At 63.9% G+C, this 20,084-nt stretch carries 23 protein-coding genes; 11 read left to right on the top strand and 12 right to left on the bottom strand.

The annotated features are described in order from the left end of the window. Positions 1-11: 11 nt before the first annotated feature. From flgG to ACGYLA_RS11840, 4 genes are all read left to right on the top strand, one after another. Positions 12-797, top strand: coding sequence for a flagellar basal-body rod protein FlgG (gene flgG / locus ACGYLA_RS11825; RefSeq protein ID WP_067262392.1), 786 nt, complete (start codon positions 12-14; stop codon positions 795-797). Beyond that, positions 797-1,456, top strand: coding sequence for a flagellar basal body P-ring formation chaperone FlgA (gene flgA, locus ACGYLA_RS11830; RefSeq protein WP_394432626.1), 660 nt, complete (start codon positions 797-799; stop codon positions 1,454-1,456). Before flgG ends, flgA begins: the two co-directional genes overlap by 1 nt. Further along, the gene (locus ACGYLA_RS11835; protein WP_394432628.1) at positions 1,453-2,223 is read left to right on the top strand and encodes a flagellar basal body L-ring protein FlgH; all 771 of its coding nucleotides are present in this window, start codon (positions 1,453-1,455) and stop codon (positions 2,221-2,223) included. The genes flgA and ACGYLA_RS11835 overlap by 4 nt, the downstream gene beginning before the upstream one ends. An 80-nt stretch (positions 2,224-2,303) precedes the next feature. Next, positions 2,304-2,882, top strand: a complete 579-nt coding sequence (locus ACGYLA_RS11840) for a hypothetical protein (RefSeq protein ID WP_394432630.1) — start codon at positions 2,304-2,306, stop codon at positions 2,880-2,882. Between the two features lie 19 nt (positions 2,883-2,901). On the opposite strand, the gene ACGYLA_RS11845 is transcribed toward ACGYLA_RS11840, so the two are convergent. From ACGYLA_RS11845 to ACGYLA_RS11870, 6 genes are all read right to left on the bottom strand, one after another. After that, positions 2,902-3,570, bottom strand: a complete 669-nt coding sequence (locus tag ACGYLA_RS11845) for a flagellar hook assembly protein FlgD (RefSeq protein ID WP_067262400.1) — start codon at positions 3,568-3,570, stop codon at positions 2,902-2,904. An 11-nt stretch (positions 3,571-3,581) separates the two neighbouring features. Further along, positions 3,582-4,925, bottom strand: a complete 1,344-nt coding sequence (locus ACGYLA_RS11850) for a flagellar hook-length control protein FliK (protein WP_394432632.1) — start codon at positions 4,923-4,925, stop codon at positions 3,582-3,584. Positions 4,926-4,978: 53 nt separating this feature from the next. After that, positions 4,979-5,608 (bottom strand): hypothetical protein, encoded by a 630-nt coding sequence (locus tag ACGYLA_RS11855; RefSeq protein WP_209217519.1) that lies wholly within the window; start codon positions 5,606-5,608, stop codon positions 4,979-4,981. 277 nt (positions 5,609-5,885) lie between these two features. After that, on the bottom strand, positions 5,886-6,815 hold the full coding sequence (locus ACGYLA_RS11860; protein ID WP_394432634.1) for a flagellar motor protein MotB: 930 nt from the start codon (positions 6,813-6,815) through the stop codon (positions 5,886-5,888). Positions 6,816-6,857: 42 nt separating this feature from the next. Further along, positions 6,858-7,328 (bottom strand): MucR family transcriptional regulator, encoded by a 471-nt coding sequence (locus ACGYLA_RS11865; RefSeq protein WP_394432636.1) that lies wholly within the window; start codon positions 7,326-7,328, stop codon positions 6,858-6,860. A 186-nt stretch (positions 7,329-7,514) separates the two neighbouring features. Next, on the bottom strand, positions 7,515-8,615 hold the full coding sequence (locus tag ACGYLA_RS11870) for a hypothetical protein (RefSeq protein WP_394432638.1): 1,101 nt from the start codon (positions 8,613-8,615) through the stop codon (positions 7,515-7,517). A gap of 93 nt (positions 8,616-8,708) precedes the next feature. On the opposite strand from ACGYLA_RS11870, the gene motA reads away from it, so the two are divergent. The 4 genes from motA to ACGYLA_RS11890 all read left to right on the top strand — a co-directional run bounded on the left by motA (position 8,709) and on the right by ACGYLA_RS11890 (position 10,773). Continuing rightward, positions 8,709-9,575 carry a flagellar motor stator protein MotA gene (motA, locus tag ACGYLA_RS11875; RefSeq protein ID WP_067262415.1) on the top strand — a complete coding sequence of 289 codons (867 nt, stop codon included), beginning with the start codon at positions 8,709-8,711 and terminating at the stop codon, positions 9,573-9,575. Then, positions 9,572-9,829, top strand: a complete 258-nt coding sequence (locus ACGYLA_RS11880; protein ID WP_394432640.1) for a hypothetical protein — start codon at positions 9,572-9,574, stop codon at positions 9,827-9,829. Before motA ends, ACGYLA_RS11880 begins: the two co-directional genes overlap by 4 nt. Continuing rightward, positions 9,826-10,251, top strand: a complete 426-nt coding sequence (locus ACGYLA_RS11885) for a hypothetical protein (protein WP_394432642.1) — start codon at positions 9,826-9,828, stop codon at positions 10,249-10,251. Before ACGYLA_RS11880 ends, ACGYLA_RS11885 begins: the two co-directional genes overlap by 4 nt. Before the next feature lie 183 nt (positions 10,252-10,434). After that, positions 10,435-10,773: a peptidoglycan-binding protein gene (locus tag ACGYLA_RS11890; protein WP_067262423.1), complete on the top strand. Its 339-nt coding sequence runs from the start codon at positions 10,435-10,437 to the stop codon at positions 10,771-10,773. A 30-nt stretch (positions 10,774-10,803) separates the two neighbouring features. Here the strand turns inward: ACGYLA_RS11890 and ACGYLA_RS11895 are convergent, their stop codons facing one another. The 3 genes from ACGYLA_RS11895 to ACGYLA_RS11905 form a co-directional block, all read right to left on the bottom strand. Continuing rightward, positions 10,804-11,721 carry an MYG1 family protein gene (locus tag ACGYLA_RS11895; RefSeq protein ID WP_394432644.1) on the bottom strand — a complete coding sequence of 306 codons (918 nt, stop codon included), beginning with the start codon at positions 11,719-11,721 and terminating at the stop codon, positions 10,804-10,806. A gap of 90 nt (positions 11,722-11,811) precedes the next feature. After that, complete coding sequence (locus ACGYLA_RS11900; protein WP_394432646.1) at positions 11,812-12,894, bottom strand: alpha/beta hydrolase; 1,083 nt, start codon at positions 12,892-12,894, stop codon at positions 11,812-11,814. 104 nt (positions 12,895-12,998) lie between these two features. After that, positions 12,999-13,715 carry a GntR family transcriptional regulator gene (locus ACGYLA_RS11905; protein WP_394432648.1) on the bottom strand — a complete coding sequence of 239 codons (717 nt, stop codon included), beginning with the start codon at positions 13,713-13,715 and terminating at the stop codon, positions 12,999-13,001. 124 nt (positions 13,716-13,839) lie between these two features. On the opposite strand from ACGYLA_RS11905, the gene ACGYLA_RS11910 reads away from it, so the two are divergent. The 3 genes from ACGYLA_RS11910 (at position 13,840) to ACGYLA_RS11920 (ending at position 17,260) form a co-directional block, all read left to right on the top strand. Beyond that, entirely contained in the window at positions 13,840-15,189 is a 1,350-nt protein-coding gene (locus tag ACGYLA_RS11910) for a glutamine synthetase family protein (protein WP_394432650.1), read from the top strand. Further along, a complete protein-coding gene (locus tag ACGYLA_RS11915; RefSeq protein WP_394432652.1) occupies positions 15,189-16,493 on the top strand; it encodes an NAD(P)/FAD-dependent oxidoreductase in 1,305 nt (434 codons plus the stop codon). The genes ACGYLA_RS11910 and ACGYLA_RS11915 overlap by 1 nt, the downstream gene beginning before the upstream one ends. Before the next feature lie 71 nt (positions 16,494-16,564). Further along, positions 16,565-17,260: a haloacid dehalogenase type II gene (locus tag ACGYLA_RS11920; protein ID WP_394432654.1), complete on the top strand. Its 696-nt coding sequence runs from the start codon at positions 16,565-16,567 to the stop codon at positions 17,258-17,260. 3 nt (positions 17,261-17,263) lie between these two features. On the opposite strand, the gene ACGYLA_RS11925 is transcribed toward ACGYLA_RS11920, so the two are convergent. From ACGYLA_RS11925 to ACGYLA_RS11935, 3 genes are read right to left on the bottom strand one after another with little or no spacing between them, the layout of a single operon-like run. Further along, on the bottom strand, positions 17,264-17,998 hold the full coding sequence (locus ACGYLA_RS11925; protein WP_394432656.1) for an ABC transporter permease: 735 nt from the start codon (positions 17,996-17,998) through the stop codon (positions 17,264-17,266). Continuing rightward, the gene (locus ACGYLA_RS11930; protein ID WP_394432658.1) at positions 17,995-18,930 is read right to left on the bottom strand and encodes an ABC transporter ATP-binding protein; all 936 of its coding nucleotides are present in this window, start codon (positions 18,928-18,930) and stop codon (positions 17,995-17,997) included. Before ACGYLA_RS11930 ends, ACGYLA_RS11925 begins: the two co-directional genes overlap by 4 nt. After that, positions 18,927-20,012 (bottom strand): ABC transporter permease, encoded by a 1,086-nt coding sequence (locus ACGYLA_RS11935; protein ID WP_394432681.1) that lies wholly within the window; start codon positions 20,010-20,012, stop codon positions 18,927-18,929. The genes ACGYLA_RS11930 and ACGYLA_RS11935 overlap by 4 nt, the downstream gene beginning before the upstream one ends. Between the last annotated feature and the right edge of the window lie 72 nt (positions 20,013-20,084).

Raw genomic sequence — 20,084 nt, forward strand, 5'->3', positions numbered from 1 at the left:
GGAACGAGACAATGAAGGCACTCAGCATCGCCGCGACCGGCATGATGGCGCAGCAGACCAACGTCGATGTGATCTCGAACAACATCGCCAACGCGAATACCACCGGGTTCAAGGCCAGCCGCGCCGCCTTTCAAGATCTGATCTATCAATCCATGCAGCGCGAAGGCGCCGTCACTTCCGAGGCAGGATCGACCCGCCCCGTGGGCATCGACATCGGCATGGGCGTGCAGACCGCCGGCACCGTGCGGCTGAACACCCAAGGCGGCATGGTGGCCACGGAAAACCAGCTTAACGTCGCCATTGACGGGCGGGGCTATTTCTCGGTCACGCTGCCCGATGGCGGCACCGCCTATACGCGCGACGGGTCATTCCAACTCTCCCCCGAGGGTGAGATCGTGACGATGCAGGGCTACCGCGTCGAGCCCGGCATGGTCGTGCCCGAGAACACCACGGCGGTCGAAATCAACGAACAGGGCGTCGTCATGGCCTATGTCGAAAACGATCCCGTGCCGGTGGAACTGGGCCAGTTCAACCTGACCACCTTCGTTAACGAGCCGGGGATGCGTCCGGTGGGCAACAACTTCCTGCTGGCGACCGAAGCTTCGGGCGAGGCGCAGGTGGTGAACCCGGGCGACCCGGGCGCGGGGATGATCCGTCAGGGCTATCTTGAGGCGTCCAACGTGAATGTCATCCAGCAGATCACCGATCTGATCTCGGCGCAGCGCGCCTATGAGATGAACTCCAAATCCATCGAGACCGCAGACCAGATGCTCTCGGCTGCGAACCAAATCCGCTAATGCGACGGCTTGCCGCCCTCTTCCTCGGCTTGATGGTGCTGACGGGCCCTGCCCTGCCGGCCCCCATCGGCGTGTTGGTCGAAGAACGCGCGCGGGTGGACTACGCCGACAGCCTGCCGCAAGAGGGTGCCTTCGAGATCACGGTCAAGGACGCCCCCGCCGAAGAGGTACTGACGCTGGCCGAGTTCTGGATGGACCCGCGCAGCGGCAAGTTTCTGGCCAATGCGGTGCTTGAGACGGGCGAGGTGCAGCGCATCGCGGGCTACGCCCTTGTCACCATGCCGGTCCCTGTCCCCATCACCCGCCTGCTGCCCGATGACATCATCATGGAAGACGACCTGACCGTCATGCGCCTGCCCGTGGGCCGGATCGGCGCCTATGTGATGACCGATCTGGAAGAGGTTGTCGGCAAACAGGTGCGCCGCGTGCTGACGCCGGGGCGACCCATTCAGACGCAGTCCATCATTCAGCCGCTGGTCATCAACCGGGGCGAGAGGGTGGAGATCTATTTCAGCGACGGGCTTCTGGCCCTCTCCTCACCCGGGCGCGCGCTTGATGACGCACATGAGGGGCAGGAAATCCGTATCGTGAACCTTGTCAGCAACAAAACGGTCACCGGCATCGCCACCGGCGAAGGGACCGTGGAGATCATTCGATGACCACCGCTTTCGCGCGCCCCTCTGCCTTGATGTTCGGCGCCGCCCTTGCCCTGTCCGCCTGCGATACCGCCGATCATTTCGACCGTGATCCGCAGCCCTCGCCAATTGTGGTGGATGGCCAAGCCATCCCCGAAGTCGCCCGCGTTCAGGTGCCGATGCCCGCCGTCGCGATGGAGCCGCCCCGGCGCGGCAGTGCCAAAGCCTCGCTCTTTACCGCGCGCAGCCAGCCGCTGTTTTCCGACCAGCGCGCCGATGACATCGGCGATATCGTCACGGTCGTGATCTCCATCGACGACCGGGCGCAACTGCGCAATTCGACCGACCGAGAGCGCGAGGGGGCAAGCTCGGTCGGATTCCCGACATTCTTTGGCTATGGCGCGAAAATTGCCGCAATTCTGCCCGGAATCAGCGCCGCCGATCTGCCGAGCGGCGATATCGTCGAGGTCGGATCGGCCTCGGAGGCCAGCGGGTCGGGCGCCATTTCGCGCAATGAACGGATCGAACTCAAAGTCGCCGCATTGGTGATCGACAAACTGCCAAACGGCACGCTCGTCGTCGCGGGACGCCAAGAAATATTGGTTAACCAAGAGCTGCGCGAGCTGCGCATGGCCGGGATCGTGCGCCCTGCCGACATCCGCGATGACAACACCATTTCTTACGACAAGATCGCCGAGGCCCGCATCGCCTATGGCGGCAGAGGCACGCTGTCGCGCGCGCAAGAGCGCAGCTACGGCGAAGACGCGATGGATGTGATCCTGCCCTATTAATTCCTGACTTGGTCACAAAGTGAGACCATTGCCGTCGCAATCGACCGTTAAACCTGACGAAAGCTCAGGAAAGGTCGAACATGAAAAAGGCAGCAATCGCATTCGTAGCACTCCCCTTGCTTTGCATGGGTGCAGGCTATGGCGCCGGTCTGGCCCTCGCCCCTGCCCCAGCCGAAGCGGCGGGGACAAAGAGTGATGACAAGACCGCTTATGACGCAAAGGAGACGGCAAAGGACGCCGCCCATGCGCCCGAGAAAGACGCCCATGGCGATAAAGGTGAGAAATCCGCCAAGGGTGATGATCACGCGCCGCTGGACAGTTATGAACTGGCCAAGGACCGCACGGTGGTGCGTCTTGGGCAGATGACGATCCCGGTGGAGAAGACCAACAGCGTCTCTTATGTGGTCGCGGATTTCGCGCTCAAGATGGGGTCACTGGAATTGGCCGAACGCTACCGCCGGGTGGAAGATGCGACGCGGATGCGCGATTCGCTCTTGCAGGCGATGAACCTAGCCGCCGAAAGCGCCGTGCTGCGCGGCGTGGCGATCGACAGCGAAGCCCTGTCGCGGCTGCTGCGGGATCTGATCAGCAAAGAGCATAAGGGCGTCGATGACGTGATGTTCGTGTCACTCTACAAACAAGACGTGGCGCGGCTCTGACACGCGCCACAGCGCAGGTTTACAGAACCGAACGCACCACGTTCGACAGCACGGATTCCCCGTTATCCAGCTCCAACTCCGGCCCGTAGGCAGTGAAGTTCACCCGCGTCACCTCGGACCGGGTCAGCGGGGTGACACCCACATCGTTGCCCTCGGCATCCGTTGCCGTGATCTCAACCCGGAAGGTATCGGGCGGCACCGGCAGGCCCACGGAATCGAGGCGGTTCCACTCCACGTCGATCACCTCCCCTTCGGCGGTGGAGGGGCCGGGCATCTCACGGATCAGGGTGCCGTCTTCGGAGAAGATCCGAACGGTCACCTCCTCCGCCCCGGCGTTGAGCTGATAGCTCAGCGGGAATTCATCTTCGGTCATGCGCACTTGGGTCGAGGGCACCAACACGTCGCGCCCGATCAATTGCAGGTCCGACATTGCACCCACGGTGGAAAGCATGGTCGAGATTTGCTCAAGGCTCGCGTTGGTGGCGATGCTCTGCTCCACTTGGGTCAACTGCGCCAATTGCGAGACGAACTGCGTCGAATCCACCGGGTTCAGCGGGTCTTGGTTCGAAATCTGCGCCGTCAGCAGGGTGAGAAAGCTGTTGTAGCTTTCCTGAAGCTCGGCTGAAGAGGTCGCCGCCGCCGAAGTGTTGGCGGTGCTCAGGGTGCTTGCTGTGGTCGCGTCGATCATGGTCTCGCCTTTCAGGTGAGGATATCTAGCTGCCCGGCGCCGAGGCGCGGGCTGGGGGTCTGGGCCAAGGGCGCGGCGTCACCGCCCTGCGCGTCATCGGCCTGTGCTGTGGTCTGGGTAAACGCAGGGCCCTGTTGCTGCCCGCCATTGCGGCCCCGGTCGCCGAAAGTCTGGAAATCGAGATCTGCATTCTCGGCGCTGATGCCGCGCGATTGCAGCGCGTCCAGCAGTTGCTCACGGTCTTGCCGCAGCATGTTCAGGACCGAGGCGCTCTCGGTGGTCATGGCGATTTGCATGCGCCCCGCCTCACTGCGCACGACCTCGATCTCGATCTCGCCCATACCGTAAGGGGAGAGCGAGAAACGCAGCTTGTTGTCCGCCGTATCAAGGCTACGGATCTGTTGACTGACGTGCTGGCGAAGCTGCTCTTCCGGCGCGGCGGCAGGGTTCGGCGCGGGGGCCGGCGTGGGCTGCGGCGGGCTGAGGCGTAGCCCCTCGCTCTGCGGCGCCTGCGGCGCGGTCAAAGCGGCGACCTCGCGCAGGACGGCTTCTGCCGCCGGTGCATTTGTGCCGGGCTGGGCGGCCTTGGCGGCATCAACCGCTGCGCTGAAACGCTCGGCGGCGGCGGTGAGGCGCGGGTCTGCGGCTTCAATGCTCAAGTCAACCTTGGCGGCGGCGGTCGTGCTGGCCTCGGCCTTCGCGGCGAGGGGCGGTTCTGTCGCTCCCACGGTGGCGGCTCTCGGGGCCGGTCCCTCACTCGGCAAGACCGTTTTAAACCCGCTCTGTTCGGCAGGGCCTTCGGCCTGCAACACCGGCGCGCCCCCTTCGGAGGCCATCACTCGCGCCCCCTGCTGGGCCTGGCCCATGGCCATACGCCCCACAACCGGCAGCGCCGCCGAGGCGATGCTCAATTGGCTGGCCGGGGTGGGCAGGCGCAGGGCACCGGCGATCCTCTCCTCCAATGCGGCTTCAAGGCTAGGATCATCCAACTGCGCCACCGCCTCCAGCGCACCGAGGTTTTCGGGCGGCGCTTCGCCCAAGGCTTCGGCAAATGCGGCGAGAGCGGCTTTCGGGGTGATTTGCTGGCTGGTCTCCTCCAACCCCGCGAGGGTGTGATCCATTAGGGCCATCAGCCCCTCTGCCGTCTCAAGGTCGATGTCCTCGGGCAGCGTATCGGGAGCGGCTGCCGCTGGCGCGGCGGCTTGCAGGTCTTGGCCCTGCGCCTCCGACGCGCCCCCCTGCCCGGCCAACCCCTGCATCAGGGCGGCAAAGCCTTCGGCAGCCCCCTTCCCCGAGGGCTGCCCGAGACCTGCGGTATTCGGCACCGCAGGTGCTGCCTGAAGTTGAGCGATCATCTGACGTCCTCCAACTTGGGATCCACGGCGGGATTCCGAAGGCTCTTGTAGGATCAGGAGATCCGCACGTTCCCGCGCTGATCTTCAAAAGCGCGGCGTGCGCTGCGGGCCTCGACGAGGGCTTTCAGCCGCAGGGTCCACTGGTTGAGGGTCACGGGCGTCTCTGTCCCGGTCAGCGCCCGGAGCGAGATCTGCGCGCCCTCGGCAGGGGCTGCAAAGACCGAATGACTGTCGACCGGACGGCCCCAGTACTGCCCCAGAACCGCGCTCAGCCCCATGCGGAAGGCCGCAGGCTCAAGCCCCAGCTTGAGCAGCTCATCCGCCTCAGCGGCGTGATGGTAGGCCTGCCCCAAAGCGTGCAGAACGCTGTCTTCGTCCATCATCGGGAACAGGCCGCGCCCGATGATCCCGATCAGCACTTCGCCCACCAGCGCACCGGCGGCTTGGGAGATATTGGTGAAATTGTCGCTTTTGCGAATAACGACGAGCGAGCCATAAGGCACATCGGCGTCGAGTTCTTCGGCAAGGATATCGCCAAGGCAAATGCCCGGGATCGGTTCGATGCAATCTGGCATTGCAACCGGATGACCGGCCCAATCCTGCATCTCGAAGACCGAAGCTTGAACCGGAATCAGCGCCCGGATCAGCATGTTGAAATGACGGCCATCGGCCGATGAATCCATGCGGCAGGCACCCTTCCAGATGCCACCTATAAGTGAGTTTACCTGCATTTCCGCCTCGTTCAGGACGTTCTGTCCATGGTTTATCCGGGCGATTTTTAAAGATTTTTTAGGTGCCCGGTGCTCGATTATTACATAAGGTCTAGATCGCAAGACCTTGACCGTCAACAATTTTACAAGACCGTGCCATTTTTTTTGGGAATCAGCGGCAGGGATGTCGCACTTTTGCCAAGGATGGAAATCTCGCACAACCGGGCCGATAGAGCCTTGAAAACAAGGTCTACTCGGCTTGATAGACCAAGCGAATTGAGATGCGACGGTTTTCCGGGGCCAAGGGATCGACCGTGTTGATCGGTTGCGTGTCGGCCACACCCGACACCCGCATAAAGCGCGCGCCTGCGATGCCCGCGGCCATCAGCGTGCGGCGCGTGGCATTGGCGCGGTCTGCCGAAAGCTCCCAATTCGTGTAGCCATTGTTCGCGCCAAAGGCGGCAGCATCGGTATGGCCCACAATCTCGACCGGCTGGTTCTGCTCGGCGATCACATCGCCGATGGCCAGCAGCAATTCGCGGGTCTTGGGGGTCACGTCCGCACTGCCCCGCGCAAAGAGAGACCGCTCATCCTGATCCAGCACCTGAACCGTCAGCGCCCCGTTCGATTTCTCCAGCCGGACATTGCGCGCCAGATCGTTCAAAGCGCTGTCCGAGGTGATCCGCTCGGCGATGTCCTCCGCCATGCGGTCGATCTCGGACTGGCGGCGCTCGGATTCCTCGATCGCGGCGAGCGTGGCGGGATCGGCGGGCGCCGCGGGCTCGGGCGCTTCGGCATATTCCACGACCACGGCGGCAGGCTTGTCACGCAGGCGGCTGTCGAAAACCATCATCGGATTGTCACGGCCAAAGGTCGGCTTTTGCACATTGCCGGTGTTGTCGACCGCGCCGGTCATCACCCCTGCGGCCATCAACGGGCGCAGGTCCGCCGCCGCATCCGAAGAGGATCCGCCGTCCGACACCGTGGGGGTAAAGTAATTGGCGAGCCCGCGCAGCTTTTCCTCATCCGAGGCGGCGAGGATCCACAGCAGCAGGAAAAACGCCATCATCGCGGTCATGAAGTCCGCATAGGCCACCTTCCAACCGCCGCCATGGTGGGCGTGGCCGCCCTCCGCGTCGTAGCGCTTGATGATGATCATCGCGTTCTTCTTGTCAGCCATCACGCGGCCTCCCGATTACGCAAGACCGGGCACGGGGCCAGATCAGGAAAGCTCTGCGTTGTTGTCCGATTTGTCGCGGCTGTATTTGCCCAGACCTGCGCGTTTGGCGTATTCGGCCTTGCGCTTGGAATAGCTTGGCGCGACCAGCGGCGTGTCGGCAGGCAGATTGAACATCACGCGGTATTCCGCTTCGGTCAGCCCATGTTCGGCCCCGAGGTGACGCTTCAGCATCTTGAACCCCTTGCCGCAGCACAGGCAAAAGATCGTGTCTTCGGTCATCGGCTGCTCGCCCGGTGCAGCGGTCATGCCCTGCGCCTTGGGCGCGACGGGGGCCACGGCGGCGGCGGGGATATTGGCCAATGCGGTGGCGGGGGCCTCAGCGGGGGTCGCGCGCAGACGCTCGACCAAGGTCAGGATATCGTCGATGGTCACGTCGTTGCGGCTGGCGAACCCCGAAACGATGGTCGCAATCGCGGTATCGCTCAGATTCTGCTTGGGGGGTACATTAGGCATGAAGCAACTTCCTTGTTAAGTTAATCTTGCCTTCTGCAAGGTTCGCGAAGCATTCAAAGAGCGCTTCGCAAGGGACGCAGCAAAGATAAATAATTCTTCGCCGTTTATTCTTATCACGATTCGAATTGTATTTGGAACCCGCGCAAGCATTGGCAAGCACTTTTTCGCCATATCGTGCGGAATGCATCACGGCTCCATCTGCGCGACGGTTTTGAAGATCGCGCTTTTCGGGGCCGGATCGGGGGCTACGTCATTGCCGGTGGTCTGGGCGATGATTGTGCTGAACAGACCGGTCACCCCCAGCCCTGCCACCGCGATCAGCGGCACATGCAGGGACTTCCACAGGCTCTTGCGGGGCGCGGGCGGCTGCGGGGCCAATGCCGCGGGGTCGAGCAACTCAGGCTCGGGCGCCGGGGGCACCTCGATCGGCGCGCCGAATTCGACAAAGATGCCGCGCGGCATGACCGCGACCTTCACTTCGCGCCGCGCGCAACTGTCGCTGAACCCTGCGGGGAAGAGCTCAGCCGGGATGTCGATCACCATATCATCCTTGGGCCGCCACTCTGCCGCCAGCGTGTCACGGGGGATATAGACCGATGCGAAATCATCCCGAAAAGCGATATCGCGCACCAAGGTCGGCACCATGGGCAGCGGCTGCTCCGGGTTGGAGGCGATTCGCATCCGCCCCCCGGCAAGCCACATCTCAAGACGGACATAGAAACACTCCCCCGACTGCACCTCGGCAGAGGGCATATAGCCATCGGGCGGACCCGAGCGCAGCTTGCGGCGCTTGCGGTTGCCGATGGGAAAGATCTTGTTGGTGCTGACGCGCTGAAACTGGTCCAATTCGGGCCGCTGGCGCATCAACTCGTCAAAATCCAGCCCCTCTTCGCGGGCGAAATTGTAGTTGATCAGATAATCCGCTGCCGTTTCCTCAAGCGTTTTGCTATCTTGAATGGCCTTCAACAGCGCATTTTCCTCAGAAAACAACAGCCTACGGCAGGGGTGGCCCTCAACCTCGGGGCTGACGGCAAAGCTGCCCACGGGACGGTCGAGGATATCCGCTACCCGATCGAAAACCGCATGTTCTTCGTCATTGTGAAAGACCACGAACTCGCAAAGACCGGCGGCATCCATGCACAGCAGCAGCCGCATCTCTTCGGGCCAGCCCGGCACGAGCACCGAAAGCTCGGAGGGATCGACGAAATAGGCGAAGGCATCGGACTCTTGCAGAGCGTCGATATCACCCTTCAACTCTTCTTTGACCGAAAAACCACTATTCATCATAGAAACCCAAGTTCTTTCCTAGATAATACTTGTATAGGCCCATTCACTCAAGGATAAAGTAAGAATAGTTTCTTTTTGGAGGCGTGTGCAGCAATGACACTCTTGCTTGGTCTTGTAATGGTCTTCGGTCTGGTCTTTGGCGGCTTCATGCTGTCGGGGGGCAATATGGACATCGTCCTGCACGCCCTCCCCTACGAGGGCATGATGATCGGCGGCGCTTCTCTGGGGGCCTTCGTGATCGCCAACTCCTTCTCGGTGGTGAAGTCATCGCTGGCCGGGGTGATGCGTGTGATCAAGGGGCCGCGCTGGAAGGCGGCGGATTACAACGATCTGCTGGCGCTGATGTTTGAACTGGCACGTCTTTATAAGACCAAGGGCATCGTCGCGATGGACGAGCATATCGAAAACCCCGAGGCCAGCCCGATCTTTCAGCGCTACCCCAAGCTGATGAAAGACCACTTCCTGACCGACCTCATCGCCGATAGCTTTCGCATGATGTCGATGCAATTCGACGACCGCTTCCAGATGGAAGACGTGTTGAACCGCAAGATTAAAAAGCACCACCACGAGGCGCTCGTTTCGGCCCGCGCGATCCAGAGCATGGCGGACGGCCTGCCCGCCATCGGCATCGTCGCGGCGGTTCTGGGGGTGATCAAAACCATGTCGTCGATCGACAAGCCGCCAGAGATCCTTGGCGCGATGATCGGCGGTGCCTTGGTCGGCACTTTCCTTGGGGTTTTCCTTGCCTATTGCATGGTGCAGCCCATCGCAGGCCGGTTGGAGCAGATCGAGGAAGAAGACGGCGCGATGTATACGGTGATCCGCGATGTCATCGTGGCCATCGTGGCGGGCCATCCGCCCAGCATCTGCATCGAATTGGGCCGGGGCAACATTCCCACGACGAAACAGCCGAACTTCTCCGCCGTGGAGGCCTCGCAGCGCGAACTGCCTGCGGTATGATGCGCCCCCTGCCCCTGATCGCACTGATCGCGCTCCTTGCCGAGCCGGGGCTGGCGGCGGGGCCGGCCAAGGAAAAGGACGCGGAAGAGGTCGACGCAGCCGCCGAGGCAGAAGCGCGCCTGCCCAATTCCATGCGCCGTCACGGTGTCATCGGCCATGTCCCCCCGATGGAGGGGCTGCCGCTGCTCGACGCCGAGGTTCTGGAACGGATGCGCGAGCGGCTCATCGTTCTGTCACAGGGCGCAGAGCAGTGAAGCCAAAGCGCGGCGACGGGCTGGCCGTGCTCTCACGGCTGAAACGCTTTGAGATGGAGAATGTCGCGCTGGAGATGGCCGAGGTGAACCGCGCGCTGACCCAGATCGAGAACGAACGCCACAGCCTGATGGAACAGCTTAACGACCGGGGCGACCCCGACGCTGTGGAATCGACGCGCGTGGTCTCGGCCTTCATCCGCAATGTCTCGGAAACGATCCACCGCAAGGAAGCCGAGGCGGAGCGGCTGCGCGCCGACAGCGCAGGGATCCACGACAGGCTGAACGGGCTTTTTGCCGAGGCCAAGCGCATCGACCTGATCCGCAACCGCCGGGCCGAGGCCCGCAGGCATGCCCTGCAAAAAGCCGAGACCGCCGCCCAAGCCGAAGGGTTTCTGTCGATCTGGCTGGACGATCAACGATAATTACACGGCCATATCCATTTACGGGAACTATTTCCAAAAATTCCCCTAAATAGCGAATACCGGACAAGAAAAAACCGCAATTCGATTCCATCAAAGCCCCATTGAAAATGCCGCCCAGGGGAGGGGGGCGCCGAGGCCACCGCGTTTTTATTCCGGCTTCGGCATAGTTTGTGAGGATTTACGATGAAGCGAAGAGGATTTTTCACCGCCGCCGCGATCGGTGCCGCGTCTTTGAGCGTCAGCCCGCTCTGCGCGCAATCGGCGGAGGTGACCCTTGCCGAGGTGCGCGCCCTGTTCCAAAGCCGCGACCTTGGCGCGCGCCGGATGGTACAGGACAGCCTGAAACACGAGGGCTATTACAAGGGGGCCATCGACGGCGCATGGGGGCCGGGGACCGAAGCCGCCTTTCGCGCGCTCATGGCCTCCGACCGCTACCAACGCCACGCGCCGACATGGACGTTTGCCCATGAGGTTCAGGTCAGCGAAACGATGTTTTTCCTGACCTCCGACGCCTATATGTGACTGCGCCCGAGGCCCTTTCGGGCCTCGGGCTTACCCCGCCTCCGCGACCGCCAGTTCGGCCATGCGCAGCGCCGCGTCGCGGCTTGCCGCCACGGCGATGAACCGCGCGTTGTGACAGAATTTCGCCCCCGGCACGCCGCTTGCGGCCTCCAAATCGGCATCCGTTAGCCCGGCCCAAGCCTCGGGCAGATCGGCGCGGGCCTCAAAGCTATCACCGCTTTTGCGGATCGTGGTCAGGGCCCAATCGTCCCCGCGCGGATGCACGACGAAGAGCAGGTGATCGGCCCCGGCCTTTTCCACCGCCGAGCGGAAGGGCATGCCCGAGGGCAGTTCCAAGACGCGCCCGCTGCCTGCCGCCGCGATCGCCTGCATCACCATCGCCTCGGCCCGGCGTTTGGCGGCTTTGCCCTTGATCGCGGCCTCCACAAAGGCCCGCGCGACAGGCAGGGCGGCAATGAAGGCGCGGTCGTCGGCATCCTCACCACGTTCGTCGAAAACGGGCTTTAGCGTCTCCAAGAGCACCGGCAGGGTCATGCCCGCCAGCGGCCCCGCGACCGAGGGTTCAAGCGCGCCATTATCGATCAGGTCGACCGGCAACACGAAGCCTTGGTCGAAACTCTGGTGGATATCACCCACATCCGCCTCGGGCACGTCAAAGCTGCGCAGATAGTCGCGGCCATAATGCTGCCAGATCAGCCCGAAAGAGCTGAAGGGCTGGCCATCTTCGCGCAGCGGGCCGGGGCGTTGGTGGTGGTCGAAAATCAGCGCGTCGGCGTCATAGTCGCGGCCCACGTCATAGATGATCCGCCCCGCGCCGGGGGTGATCCACTGGGCATCGCGGCTGCGCACCAGCGTCGCCTCCGGGTAGAGCCGCGTCAGAATGACGGAGGACAAAAGCTCATCCGCGTGAAAGCCGCCCGAATGGGTAACGAGATGGGTGATGGTCATGGGGCTGGCTCCGCTGCGGCTGGGGAAATCGGTCAATGGTGGCTTGCGCCCCCATACTGCGCGGCGCGGGCCAAGTGCAAGCCGCCCGCCCTAGCGCGACAGCGCGACCAGCGTGGCCGAGACGGGGTCGAGGATGAAGGCCCCCACCTGCGCCCGGGCCTGCGCCAACCCATCGCGCCGCTCGGGCATCAACTGCACGAGAGAGGCAAAGCGGTTGTGATGGGTGCCGTCCACCGCGCCAATGGCCGAGATATCGACCAGCAAGACGCCATAGCGTTTGGCCAGCGCCTGCACCGCGGGGGAGCTGGCACTGGTGCGCCCGATCCGAGGCCGCGCCCCGGCAAGCCCCGCCGAGATGCGCAGCGCCCGATCATCCGGCGCGACAAGGATGGCCATGGGGGGATCAAGCGGCCCGATCACCTCGACCTGTTTGCGAAAGACATCCACGTCAATATCGGGGGCCGCGAGCACCACATCGCTCAGCCGTGCGATCACCCTGTCCTGCCCCGACAGGCGCAACTGCCGCAACGCCTCTACCACCAGCCAGCCGCCCATGCTGTGACCAAAAAGCGTGATCTCCCCCACGTCGGGATCGGCGGCGAGGGTGGCAAGCATGGCGGCCAGTTCATCGCGCGAATAGGCCGCCGCGTCCTTATCGGCGACGTAGCCCACCACGGTCCCCGCAGAGGGCCAAGCAAACAGGATCGGCTGCTCGGGCAAATGCCCATCCGCCGTCACCTGCGCCAGACGGAACAGAGATTCCGGAAAGGTCTGGTTATAGCCGTGGACAAAGACCATCACATCCTGCCGCCCCCGCCCGCTGCGGTGGATATCGAGCGCGGGCAGCGGATCGCGGGCGGTCACCGCAAAGCTGCGGTTCGGGTCTGGCTTCTCATTGGGCCATTCGATCTTGCTGGCCTCATGGTCGGGCGGGATGGCGATGGTGAACCGCTCGTAATTCAGCGCCCGCGCGCGGGCGTCGGTATAGGTGCCGGTCTGCGGATCGCGCCCGCGGGTCGAGGCCACGGTGATCGCCAAACTCTGCGCAGCTTCGGCCTCGGGCACCACGGTCAAAGTCTCCCCGCCCGGGCGCGGTGCGCAGGCCGACAGCAAGACCACCGCAACCGCGCAGAGCGTCTGTAGCCCCCGGCCCCCAATCCCATGTCCCTGCATAACGCCCCCCCGGCCCTTCGTTCGGCGCAGTTCTAGCCCAATCGGCGCATAAAGTCATAGACGAAAGGCCCCTGCGTCTGCGACGAAACAGCCCCGCTTTTCACCTACGGAAGCCCCATCTCTCTGCCCCCCTCTGCCGCCAGCAGCTTGCGGCCCGTGTCGAGCACCCCGTCGACGATGTCATTGGCAATCGCGGCGTTCAGCGCCGCGCCATCGCGCGCGGACAAGGCCGCCAACACCTCTTTGTGGCGGTCGATCTGATAGTATTCCGCCACCTCGGTGATGACCTGCCGCTGGAAAGGGCCGAGTTGCAGCCAGATGCTTTCGATCATCGGCAAGGACGCTTGCGCGGGGTTCACGGAATAGAGCATCCGGTGGAAGGCTTGGTTCAGCAGCGTCAGTTGATCTGCGTCCCTCTCGGCCACAAAGCGGTCCATGCTGCCGTCGATCTCGGTCAGCCGGTCGATCACGATGTCCGAGATATAGGGCAAGGCGCGCAGGGCGGCGTGGGTCTCAACCGCGATGCGCAGGGCGACCAGTTCCTCGAACCGCTCGGGGGTCATCAGCGGCACGGTCAAGCGGCGGTTGTCCTTGATCTGGATGGCATGTTCCGAACTCAGCCGCCGCACCGCCTCGCGCACCGGGGTCGGGCTGGGGCCGAGCCGCTCCGCAATGCCGCGCATGGTCAGCGAGGTGCCGGGCGTGATCGCGCCCAGCATGATCGCGTTGCGCAGCCGCTCATAGACATATTCCTGCGTCGTCCCGCCCGGGATTTCGGGGATTTCGGGAATGTTGAGCGCATCGTTATCGGTGTCGATCATCTGGCCGCCTTTGGTCTTTCGCCGCTGACCATACGCGCGGGGACAATTGACAGACAAGCGGATAGCGATATGACATTACAATAAATGGTATCACATTTTTAGGTTCGATATCGAAAGGAACCCCATGTCCGAGAGCAAAGCCGAAGCGTGGTTGGCGCAACATCCCGAGATCGAATCGATCTTTGCCTGCGTTTGTGACCTCAACGGCACCATGCGCGGCAAACGGGTGCCCGCCGATCAGGTGTCCAAAGTCGTCGAAGGCGGGCTCCGCCTGCCGCTGTCCATCGTCGGCATGGATATCTGGGGCGAGGATGTCGAAAATAGCGAGTTGGTGTTCGAGACCGGGGATTCCGACGGGCTCTGCGATTTCACCGGGCGGCCCCTGATGCCGATCACATGGACCACGCGCCCCACGGCGCTGGCCATGCTTTGGATGCGTCAGGAAAACGGCAAGCCCTTCCCCGGCGATCCCCGCCGCGCGCTGGCCGAAGTGGCGGCCAAGTTCAGGGCACGCGGTCTGACCCCCGTGGTCGCCACGGAACTGGAGTTCTACCTTTTCGACCCGACCGAGGATCACCCGCAGGCCCCCTGCTCTCCGGTCACGGGCAAACGGCTGGATTCCGACGGCGCGCTGTCGCTGGACGAGTTGCAGCATTTCGACGAGTTCCTGAACGAGGTCTATGACGCCTGCGAATTGCAGGGCATCCCGGCGGATGCGGCCATTTCGGAAAACGGGGCGGGGCAGTTCGAGATCAACATGCGCCATGTGGACGACCCGCTGCGCGCCGCCGATGACGCGGTGCTGTTCAAACGTCTGGTGCGCGGCATCGCCCGCAAACACGGCTTCGCCGCCACCTTCATGGCCAAACCCTATGGCGATCTGGCGGGCAGCGGCTTTCACGTTCACTTTTCCTTGGTGGATGAAAACGGCGTCAATGTCTTCGACAACGGCGGGGAGGAAGGCACACCCCTGATGCTCAACGCCGTCGCCGGTCTGCTGGCCACAATGCAGCAAAACACGCTGACCTTCGCGCCGCATGAAAACTCCTACCGCCGCCTGCTGCCGGGTGCCCATGCGCCAACCAATGTCGCTTGGGGCTATGAGAACCGCACCGCGGCAATCCGCATCCCGGGCGGCGACCCCAAGGCCCGCCGCATCGAGCATCGCGTCGCCGGGGCCGACGCCAACCCCTATCTGGTGCTGACCAGCATCTTGGGCGGCGCGCTGTTGGGGATCGAGCAAGACATGCAGCCCGTCGCCCCGATCACCGGCGACGCCTATACAATGAAGCTCGACAACCTGCCGCTCGACTGGGCCACGGCCATCGATGCCTTCCGCAAGGGGCCGGATGTGCCCGGCCTGTTCTCTGCCCGGTTGCAGACCATGATGGTCGAATGCAAGACGCAGGAGTTGCGCAAATTCGCGCGGCAAGTGACCCATTTCGAATATGACACCTATCTGGAGATCGTCTGATGTCGCGCCATCCCTACGCCGGAGACGGCAGCCATACGTCAAGCTACTACGCCGCCTCGGCCAACCCCGCCCCCGCGCGCCCCGAATTGCAGGGCGATCACGAGATTGACGTCTGCATCGTCGGCGCGGGCTACAGCGGGCTTTCGACCGGTCTGCATCTGGCCGAAAAGGGCTATAGGGTCGCCATCATCGAAGGCGCGCGCGTGGGCTGGGGGGCCTCGGGGCGGAACGGCGGGCAGATCGTCAACGGGCTGAACGCGAGCCTGCAAACGATCAAGCGCCGCTACGGGCAGGACACCGCGACCTTTGTCGCCGGCCTCGTGCAAGAGGGTGGCGAGATCATCCGCGAGCGGGTCCGCACCTATGACATCCAATGCGACCTCAAGGACAAGAACATCTTCACCGGGCTCACCACGGCGCATATGCGCGAGTTGGAGGAGCGGCAGAAGCTCTGGCAAAGCTACGGCATCGACAATCAAGAGATGCTGGACAAGGAACAATTGCGCGCCCACGTCAATTCCGACCTCTACGAAGGCGGGCTGATCGACCATTCGGGCGGCCATATGCACCCCCTGAACCTCGCCCTCGGTGAAGCGGCGGCCTTTGAGAAGAACGGCGGCACGATCTATGAGATGTCCCCTGTCACGGATGTCGATCACGAGGCTGCCCGCCCTGTGGTCCGCACGGCCAAGGGGACGATGACCTGCAAGACACTGGTGCTCTGCGGCAATGCATACCTCGGCCATGTGGTGCCCACCCTGGCCCCGCGGGTGATGCCCGTCTCGACCCAAGTGATGGCCACCGAACCGCTGAGCGAGGCGCAGGCCCATGCGCTGCTGCCCACCGATGCCTGCGTCGAAGACATTCGCTATATCCTCGACTACTACCGCCTGTCGGGTGACAAACGGATGCTCTTTGGCGGCGGCACCGTCTATGGCGGCGCGGACCCGCGCGACATCAAGGCCAAGCTCAAACGCAATATGGACAAGGTCTTCCCCCAGTTGAAAGACGTGAAGATCGACTATGCTTGGAGCGGGAATTTCGCCCTCTCCTTCAGCCGCGTGCCGCAGATGGGCCGGATCGGTGACAACACCTATTTCGCCCATGGCTACAGCGGCCACGGCGTGACCGGATCGCATACCTTCGGGCGTATCCTTTCCGAGGCGATCGACGGCGACCTCACCCGCTTTGACGTTTTCGCCAATGTGCCATGGTTCCCCTTCCCCGGCGGGCGCATGTTCCGCGTGCCCTATTCGGTCGTGGGGTCGTGGTGGTACGGGCTGCGCGACCGTTTGGGTGTCTGAAACCTTTTGACAGGGCTGGGGGTTTCTTCACAGTGGCGGGCACGGCGCACGTCATGAGTGGAAGGACCCCCATGCCCGATCAAAAGCCCGCGTCCGTGATCGTCTTCGACGTGAATGAGACCCTGCTCGACATCACCACGTTGGAGCCGCTCTTCACGCGCCTCTTCGGCGACGCCTCGGTGCTGCGCGAATGGTTCGCCGAGCTGATCCTCTATTCCCAGACCATGACCCTCTCAGGCCGCTACGCGCCCTTCGGCGCGCTGGCGGGTGGCGTCTTGCGAATGGTCGGCGCGAACAAAGGCGTGGCGGTGACGGAGGAGGACCTGGCCGAGTTGAAATCCCGCATCGGCTCCATGCCCGCCCACGCGGATGTCGCCCCTGCCCTGCGCAGGCTGCAAGAGGCGGGGTTTCGGCTGGTCACGCTGACCAATTCGCCCCCGTCCCCGGCCCCGACCCCGCTGGAGAAAGCCGGGATCGCCGATTTCTTCGAGCGGAGCTTTAGCATCGACGCGGTCGCAAAATTCAAACCTCATCCCGCGACCTATCAGATGGTGGCCGAGGCGCTTGATCTGCAAACCGATGATCTCTGCATGGTGGCCTGCCACCTGTGGGACACCATCGGCGCGCAGGCGGCGGGCTGTCAGGGGGCTTTTCTGACCCGCCCCAACAACAATCTGATCGAGGCCGAAAACGTGCCGCAGCCGCACTACCTCTCGGACGACCTGGACGATTTGGCCGAGCAGATCATCGCCGCGAACGGGCGCTGATCCTCAGCCGCCCATGCGCCGCGCCAGCCGCGTTTCAAGCTGGACCATGGCGTCATAGATCAGAACCGCAAACAGGCCGACCGCCAGCCCGCCCTGCACCACAAAGGCGGTGTTATTGGTCAAAAGCCCCGCGATAATTACCTCGCCCAAGGTCCGCGCTGCCACGGTCGAGCCGATGGTCGCCGTCCCAAGCGCGATGACCACCGACAGCCGAATGCCCGTCAGCGTCACCGGCAGGGCCAGCGGCAGCTCCACCCGCCAGAGCCGCTGCCAACGGCTGAGCCCGATGCCGCGCGCGGCCTCCATCGTGGCGGGCGGCAGGTTGGTGAGGCCCGTGACCGCATTCTCGAAGATCGGCAGCAGGCCATAGAGAAACAGCGCCACCAGCGTTGGCCCTGCGCCAAAGCCCAAGGCGGGAACGGCCAACGCCAGAACAGCGACGGGCGGAAAGGTCTGCCCCATGTTGGTGATGGTGCGTGACAACGGGCGGAACGCCGCCCCCGCAGGCCGGGTGACAAGGACCGCCAGCGTCACCGCCACCACCGTCGCTGCAGCCGAGGCCATGGCCACCAGCGCCAGATGGCTTAGCGACAGCGACAAGAGCGAGGCTCGGGTGTAGATCACCGGGCCATTCGCCGGGGCCAAGGGGGCCAGCAGCGGCGTGAACCACTCAGGCCGCAGGACCAGCGCCAGCAGCACCGCCACCAGAAGCGGCCGCAGGATCCAGCCGATCCTCATGCGTGCTGCCCGGCCCGGGCGCGGATTGCATCAAGGGTCACCCGGCCCATCGGCACCCCGTCTTTCGCCACCGGCACCGCCGCGCGCCCTGTCCACAGGCAGGCCGAGAGCGCGTCGCGCAGGCTGGCATCGGCGGGCAGCGCTTCGCCTTCGGCGCTGCCCTCTTCCACCAATTCGGCGACGGGGATCAGTGAAAGAAGCCGCAGGGGCCGCTCCACATCGCCCACCATATCCGCCACGAAATCCGTTGCGGGTGCGGCGATGATCTCGGCAGGCGTGCCGTGTTGCACCAGATGCCCCCCGTCCATGACTGCCACCCGGTCGCCCAGCCGGATCGCCTCTTCCATGTCGTGGGTCACCAGCATGATGGTCGACCCCAGCCGCTGCTGGATGTGCCGCAGGTCTTCCTGCGCGCGGGTGCGAATGATTGGGTCGAGCGCGCCAAAGGGTTCGTCCATCAGCAACAGATCGGGCCTTGAGGCCAAGGCTCGCGCCACGCCAACCCGCTGCTGCTGTCCGCCCGAAAGCTCCGCCGGATAACGGTCGCGGAATTGCGCGGGGTCCATCGAGAAAAGCGCAAGCAGCTCATCCACCCGCGCCGCGATCTTCTCGCGCGGCCAGCCCAACAATTGCGGCACCGCGCCGATATTGCGCCCCACCTTGTGATGCGGGAACAGCCCGTGGCCCTGAATGGCATAGCCGATGCGCCGCCGCAGGACATGCGGCTTGACCGACAGCGTGGAGTCGCCGTTGATCCGCACCTCGCCCGAGGTCGGTTCCTCCAACCGGTTGATCATCCGCAACAGCGTGGTCTTGCCTGAGCCTGAGGTGCCGACGATCACCGTGATCGTGCCCGTCTCAACCGTCATCGACACGGAATCCACCGCGCGGATGTCGCCATAGGTCTTGGTAATGCGGTCGATCTCGATCATGCGCTGTCCTTTGGGGTCTTGCGGGTCAGTTCGACCAATATGTCCATCACGATGGCCGCCGTCAGGGCCAGCACCACGGTTGGCAGGGCACCCAGCAGGATCAGGTCGGTCGCCGTTTGGTTCAGCCCCTGAAAGACGAACGTGCCGAACCCGCCGCCGCCGATCAGCCCGGCGATGACGGCCAGCCCGATGTTCTGTACCAAGACGATGCGCAGCCCGGTGAGGATGATCGGCAGGCCCAGCGGCAGTTCCACCCGCAACAGGCGTTGCAGCGGCGTCATCCCCATGCCCCGCGCGGCTTCAAGCGCCGCAGGCGGGGCAGAGGCCAAACCCGCCACGGTATTGCCGACCACGGGCAGCAGTGAATAGAGCACCAGCGCCAGAAAGGCGGGCGCAAAGCCGATGCCAGCGATGCCAAGCGCACGCGCGCCCGGCAAATTGGCCCCCACCCAGCCGAGGATTGGGATCATCAGCCCGAACATGGCCAGCGAGGGAATGGTTTGCAAAAAGCTCAGTACTGGCAAGGTGGCGCCGCGCAGCCCGACAAGACGGTGACAGAGCACGCCAAGCGGGAAGCCAATCACCGCCGCCGCGGCGAGAGAGCCGAAGGCCAGCCCGAGATGGCGCAGGAACTCCCGGCCAAAGGCATCGGCCCGGCTGGCGTATTCCTGCATCACCGAAAGCTCCGACAGCGCCCCCGACCACAGGATCGCGCCAAGCACCGCAAGCACGCCCGCCAGCACGGCCCCGCGCATCAGCGGCCCCGGTGCCATTGCGGCAAGCGCATCTGCCATGAGCAACATGAAGACAACCAGCAGACACCAAAAGCCTACTGAGGGCGAGACACGGGCATAGTCACCCGCTTCGGCCAGCAGGCCGGAGGCGCCTTGGGTCAACAGCCACAACAGCCCGCCCAAGCCCAAAGCCGCCCCGGCAATACGCAGACCATTACGGCCCGCAGGCAGCCCCATCAGCAGCCCCGCCCCGATCGCCGCAAGCCCCGGCAGCACCACCGGCAGGCTGGCCACGCCCCATGCCATCACCCCTTCGCCCGCCACGATCCGGTTGGCGGCAAGGGTCATGAAAGGCACGCAAAGCGCTGCCGCGCCCAGCACAGCGAACAAAAGCCCCGGCGCAGAAATCCCTGCGCCGGG

Source organism: Sulfitobacter sp. 1A13679, assembly GCF_043557115.1.
Classification (GTDB): Bacteria; Pseudomonadota; Alphaproteobacteria; order Rhodobacterales; family Rhodobacteraceae; genus Sulfitobacter; species Sulfitobacter faviae.

What these genes read in the sequence shown, in the direction of transcription:
- flgG (WP_067262392.1), top strand. Translation starts at nt 12, where the DNA reads ATGAAGGCACTCAGCATCGCCGCGACCGGCATGATGGCGCAGCAGACC.
- flgA (WP_394432626.1), top strand. Translation starts at nt 797, where the DNA reads ATGCGACGGCTTGCCGCCCTCTTCCTCGGCTTGATGGTGCTGACGGGC.
- ACGYLA_RS11835 (WP_394432628.1), top strand. Translation starts at nt 1,453, where the DNA reads ATGACCACCGCTTTCGCGCGCCCCTCTGCCTTGATGTTCGGCGCCGCC.
- ACGYLA_RS11840 (WP_394432630.1), top strand. Translation starts at nt 2,304, where the DNA reads ATGAAAAAGGCAGCAATCGCATTCGTAGCACTCCCCTTGCTTTGCATG.
- ACGYLA_RS11845 (WP_067262400.1), bottom strand. Translation starts at nt 3,570, where the DNA reads ATGATCGACGCGACCACAGCAAGCACCCTGAGCACCGCCAACACTTCG.
- ACGYLA_RS11850 (WP_394432632.1), bottom strand. Translation starts at nt 4,925, where the DNA reads ATGATCGCTCAACTTCAGGCAGCACCTGCGGTGCCGAATACCGCAGGT.
- ACGYLA_RS11855 (WP_209217519.1), bottom strand. Translation starts at nt 5,608, where the DNA reads ATGGATTCATCGGCCGATGGCCGTCATTTCAACATGCTGATCCGGGCG.
- ACGYLA_RS11860 (WP_394432634.1), bottom strand. Translation starts at nt 6,815, where the DNA reads ATGGCTGACAAGAAGAACGCGATGATCATCATCAAGCGCTACGACGCG.
- ACGYLA_RS11865 (WP_394432636.1), bottom strand. Translation starts at nt 7,328, where the DNA reads ATGCCTAATGTACCCCCCAAGCAGAATCTGAGCGATACCGCGATTGCG.
- ACGYLA_RS11870 (WP_394432638.1), bottom strand. Translation starts at nt 8,615, where the DNA reads ATGATGAATAGTGGTTTTTCGGTCAAAGAAGAGTTGAAGGGTGATATC.
- motA (WP_067262415.1), top strand. Translation starts at nt 8,709, where the DNA reads ATGACACTCTTGCTTGGTCTTGTAATGGTCTTCGGTCTGGTCTTTGGC.
- ACGYLA_RS11880 (WP_394432640.1), top strand. Translation starts at nt 9,572, where the DNA reads ATGATGCGCCCCCTGCCCCTGATCGCACTGATCGCGCTCCTTGCCGAG.
- ACGYLA_RS11890 (WP_067262423.1), top strand. Translation starts at nt 10,435, where the DNA reads ATGAAGCGAAGAGGATTTTTCACCGCCGCCGCGATCGGTGCCGCGTCT.
- ACGYLA_RS11895 (WP_394432644.1), bottom strand. Translation starts at nt 11,721, where the DNA reads ATGACCATCACCCATCTCGTTACCCATTCGGGCGGCTTTCACGCGGAT.
- ACGYLA_RS11900 (WP_394432646.1), bottom strand. Translation starts at nt 12,894, where the DNA reads ATGCAGGGACATGGGATTGGGGGCCGGGGGCTACAGACGCTCTGCGCG.
- ACGYLA_RS11905 (WP_394432648.1), bottom strand. Translation starts at nt 13,715, where the DNA reads ATGATCGACACCGATAACGATGCGCTCAACATTCCCGAAATCCCCGAA.
- ACGYLA_RS11910 (WP_394432650.1), top strand. Translation starts at nt 13,840, where the DNA reads ATGTCCGAGAGCAAAGCCGAAGCGTGGTTGGCGCAACATCCCGAGATC.
- ACGYLA_RS11915 (WP_394432652.1), top strand. Translation starts at nt 15,189, where the DNA reads ATGTCGCGCCATCCCTACGCCGGAGACGGCAGCCATACGTCAAGCTAC.
- ACGYLA_RS11920 (WP_394432654.1), top strand. Translation starts at nt 16,565, where the DNA reads ATGCCCGATCAAAAGCCCGCGTCCGTGATCGTCTTCGACGTGAATGAG.
- ACGYLA_RS11925 (WP_394432656.1), bottom strand. Translation starts at nt 17,998, where the DNA reads ATGAGGATCGGCTGGATCCTGCGGCCGCTTCTGGTGGCGGTGCTGCTG.
- ACGYLA_RS11930 (WP_394432658.1), bottom strand. Translation starts at nt 18,930, where the DNA reads ATGATCGAGATCGACCGCATTACCAAGACCTATGGCGACATCCGCGCG.
- ACGYLA_RS11935 (WP_394432681.1), bottom strand. Translation starts at nt 20,012, where the DNA reads ATGACCCTTGCCGCCAACCGGATCGTGGCGGGCGAAGGGGTGATGGCA.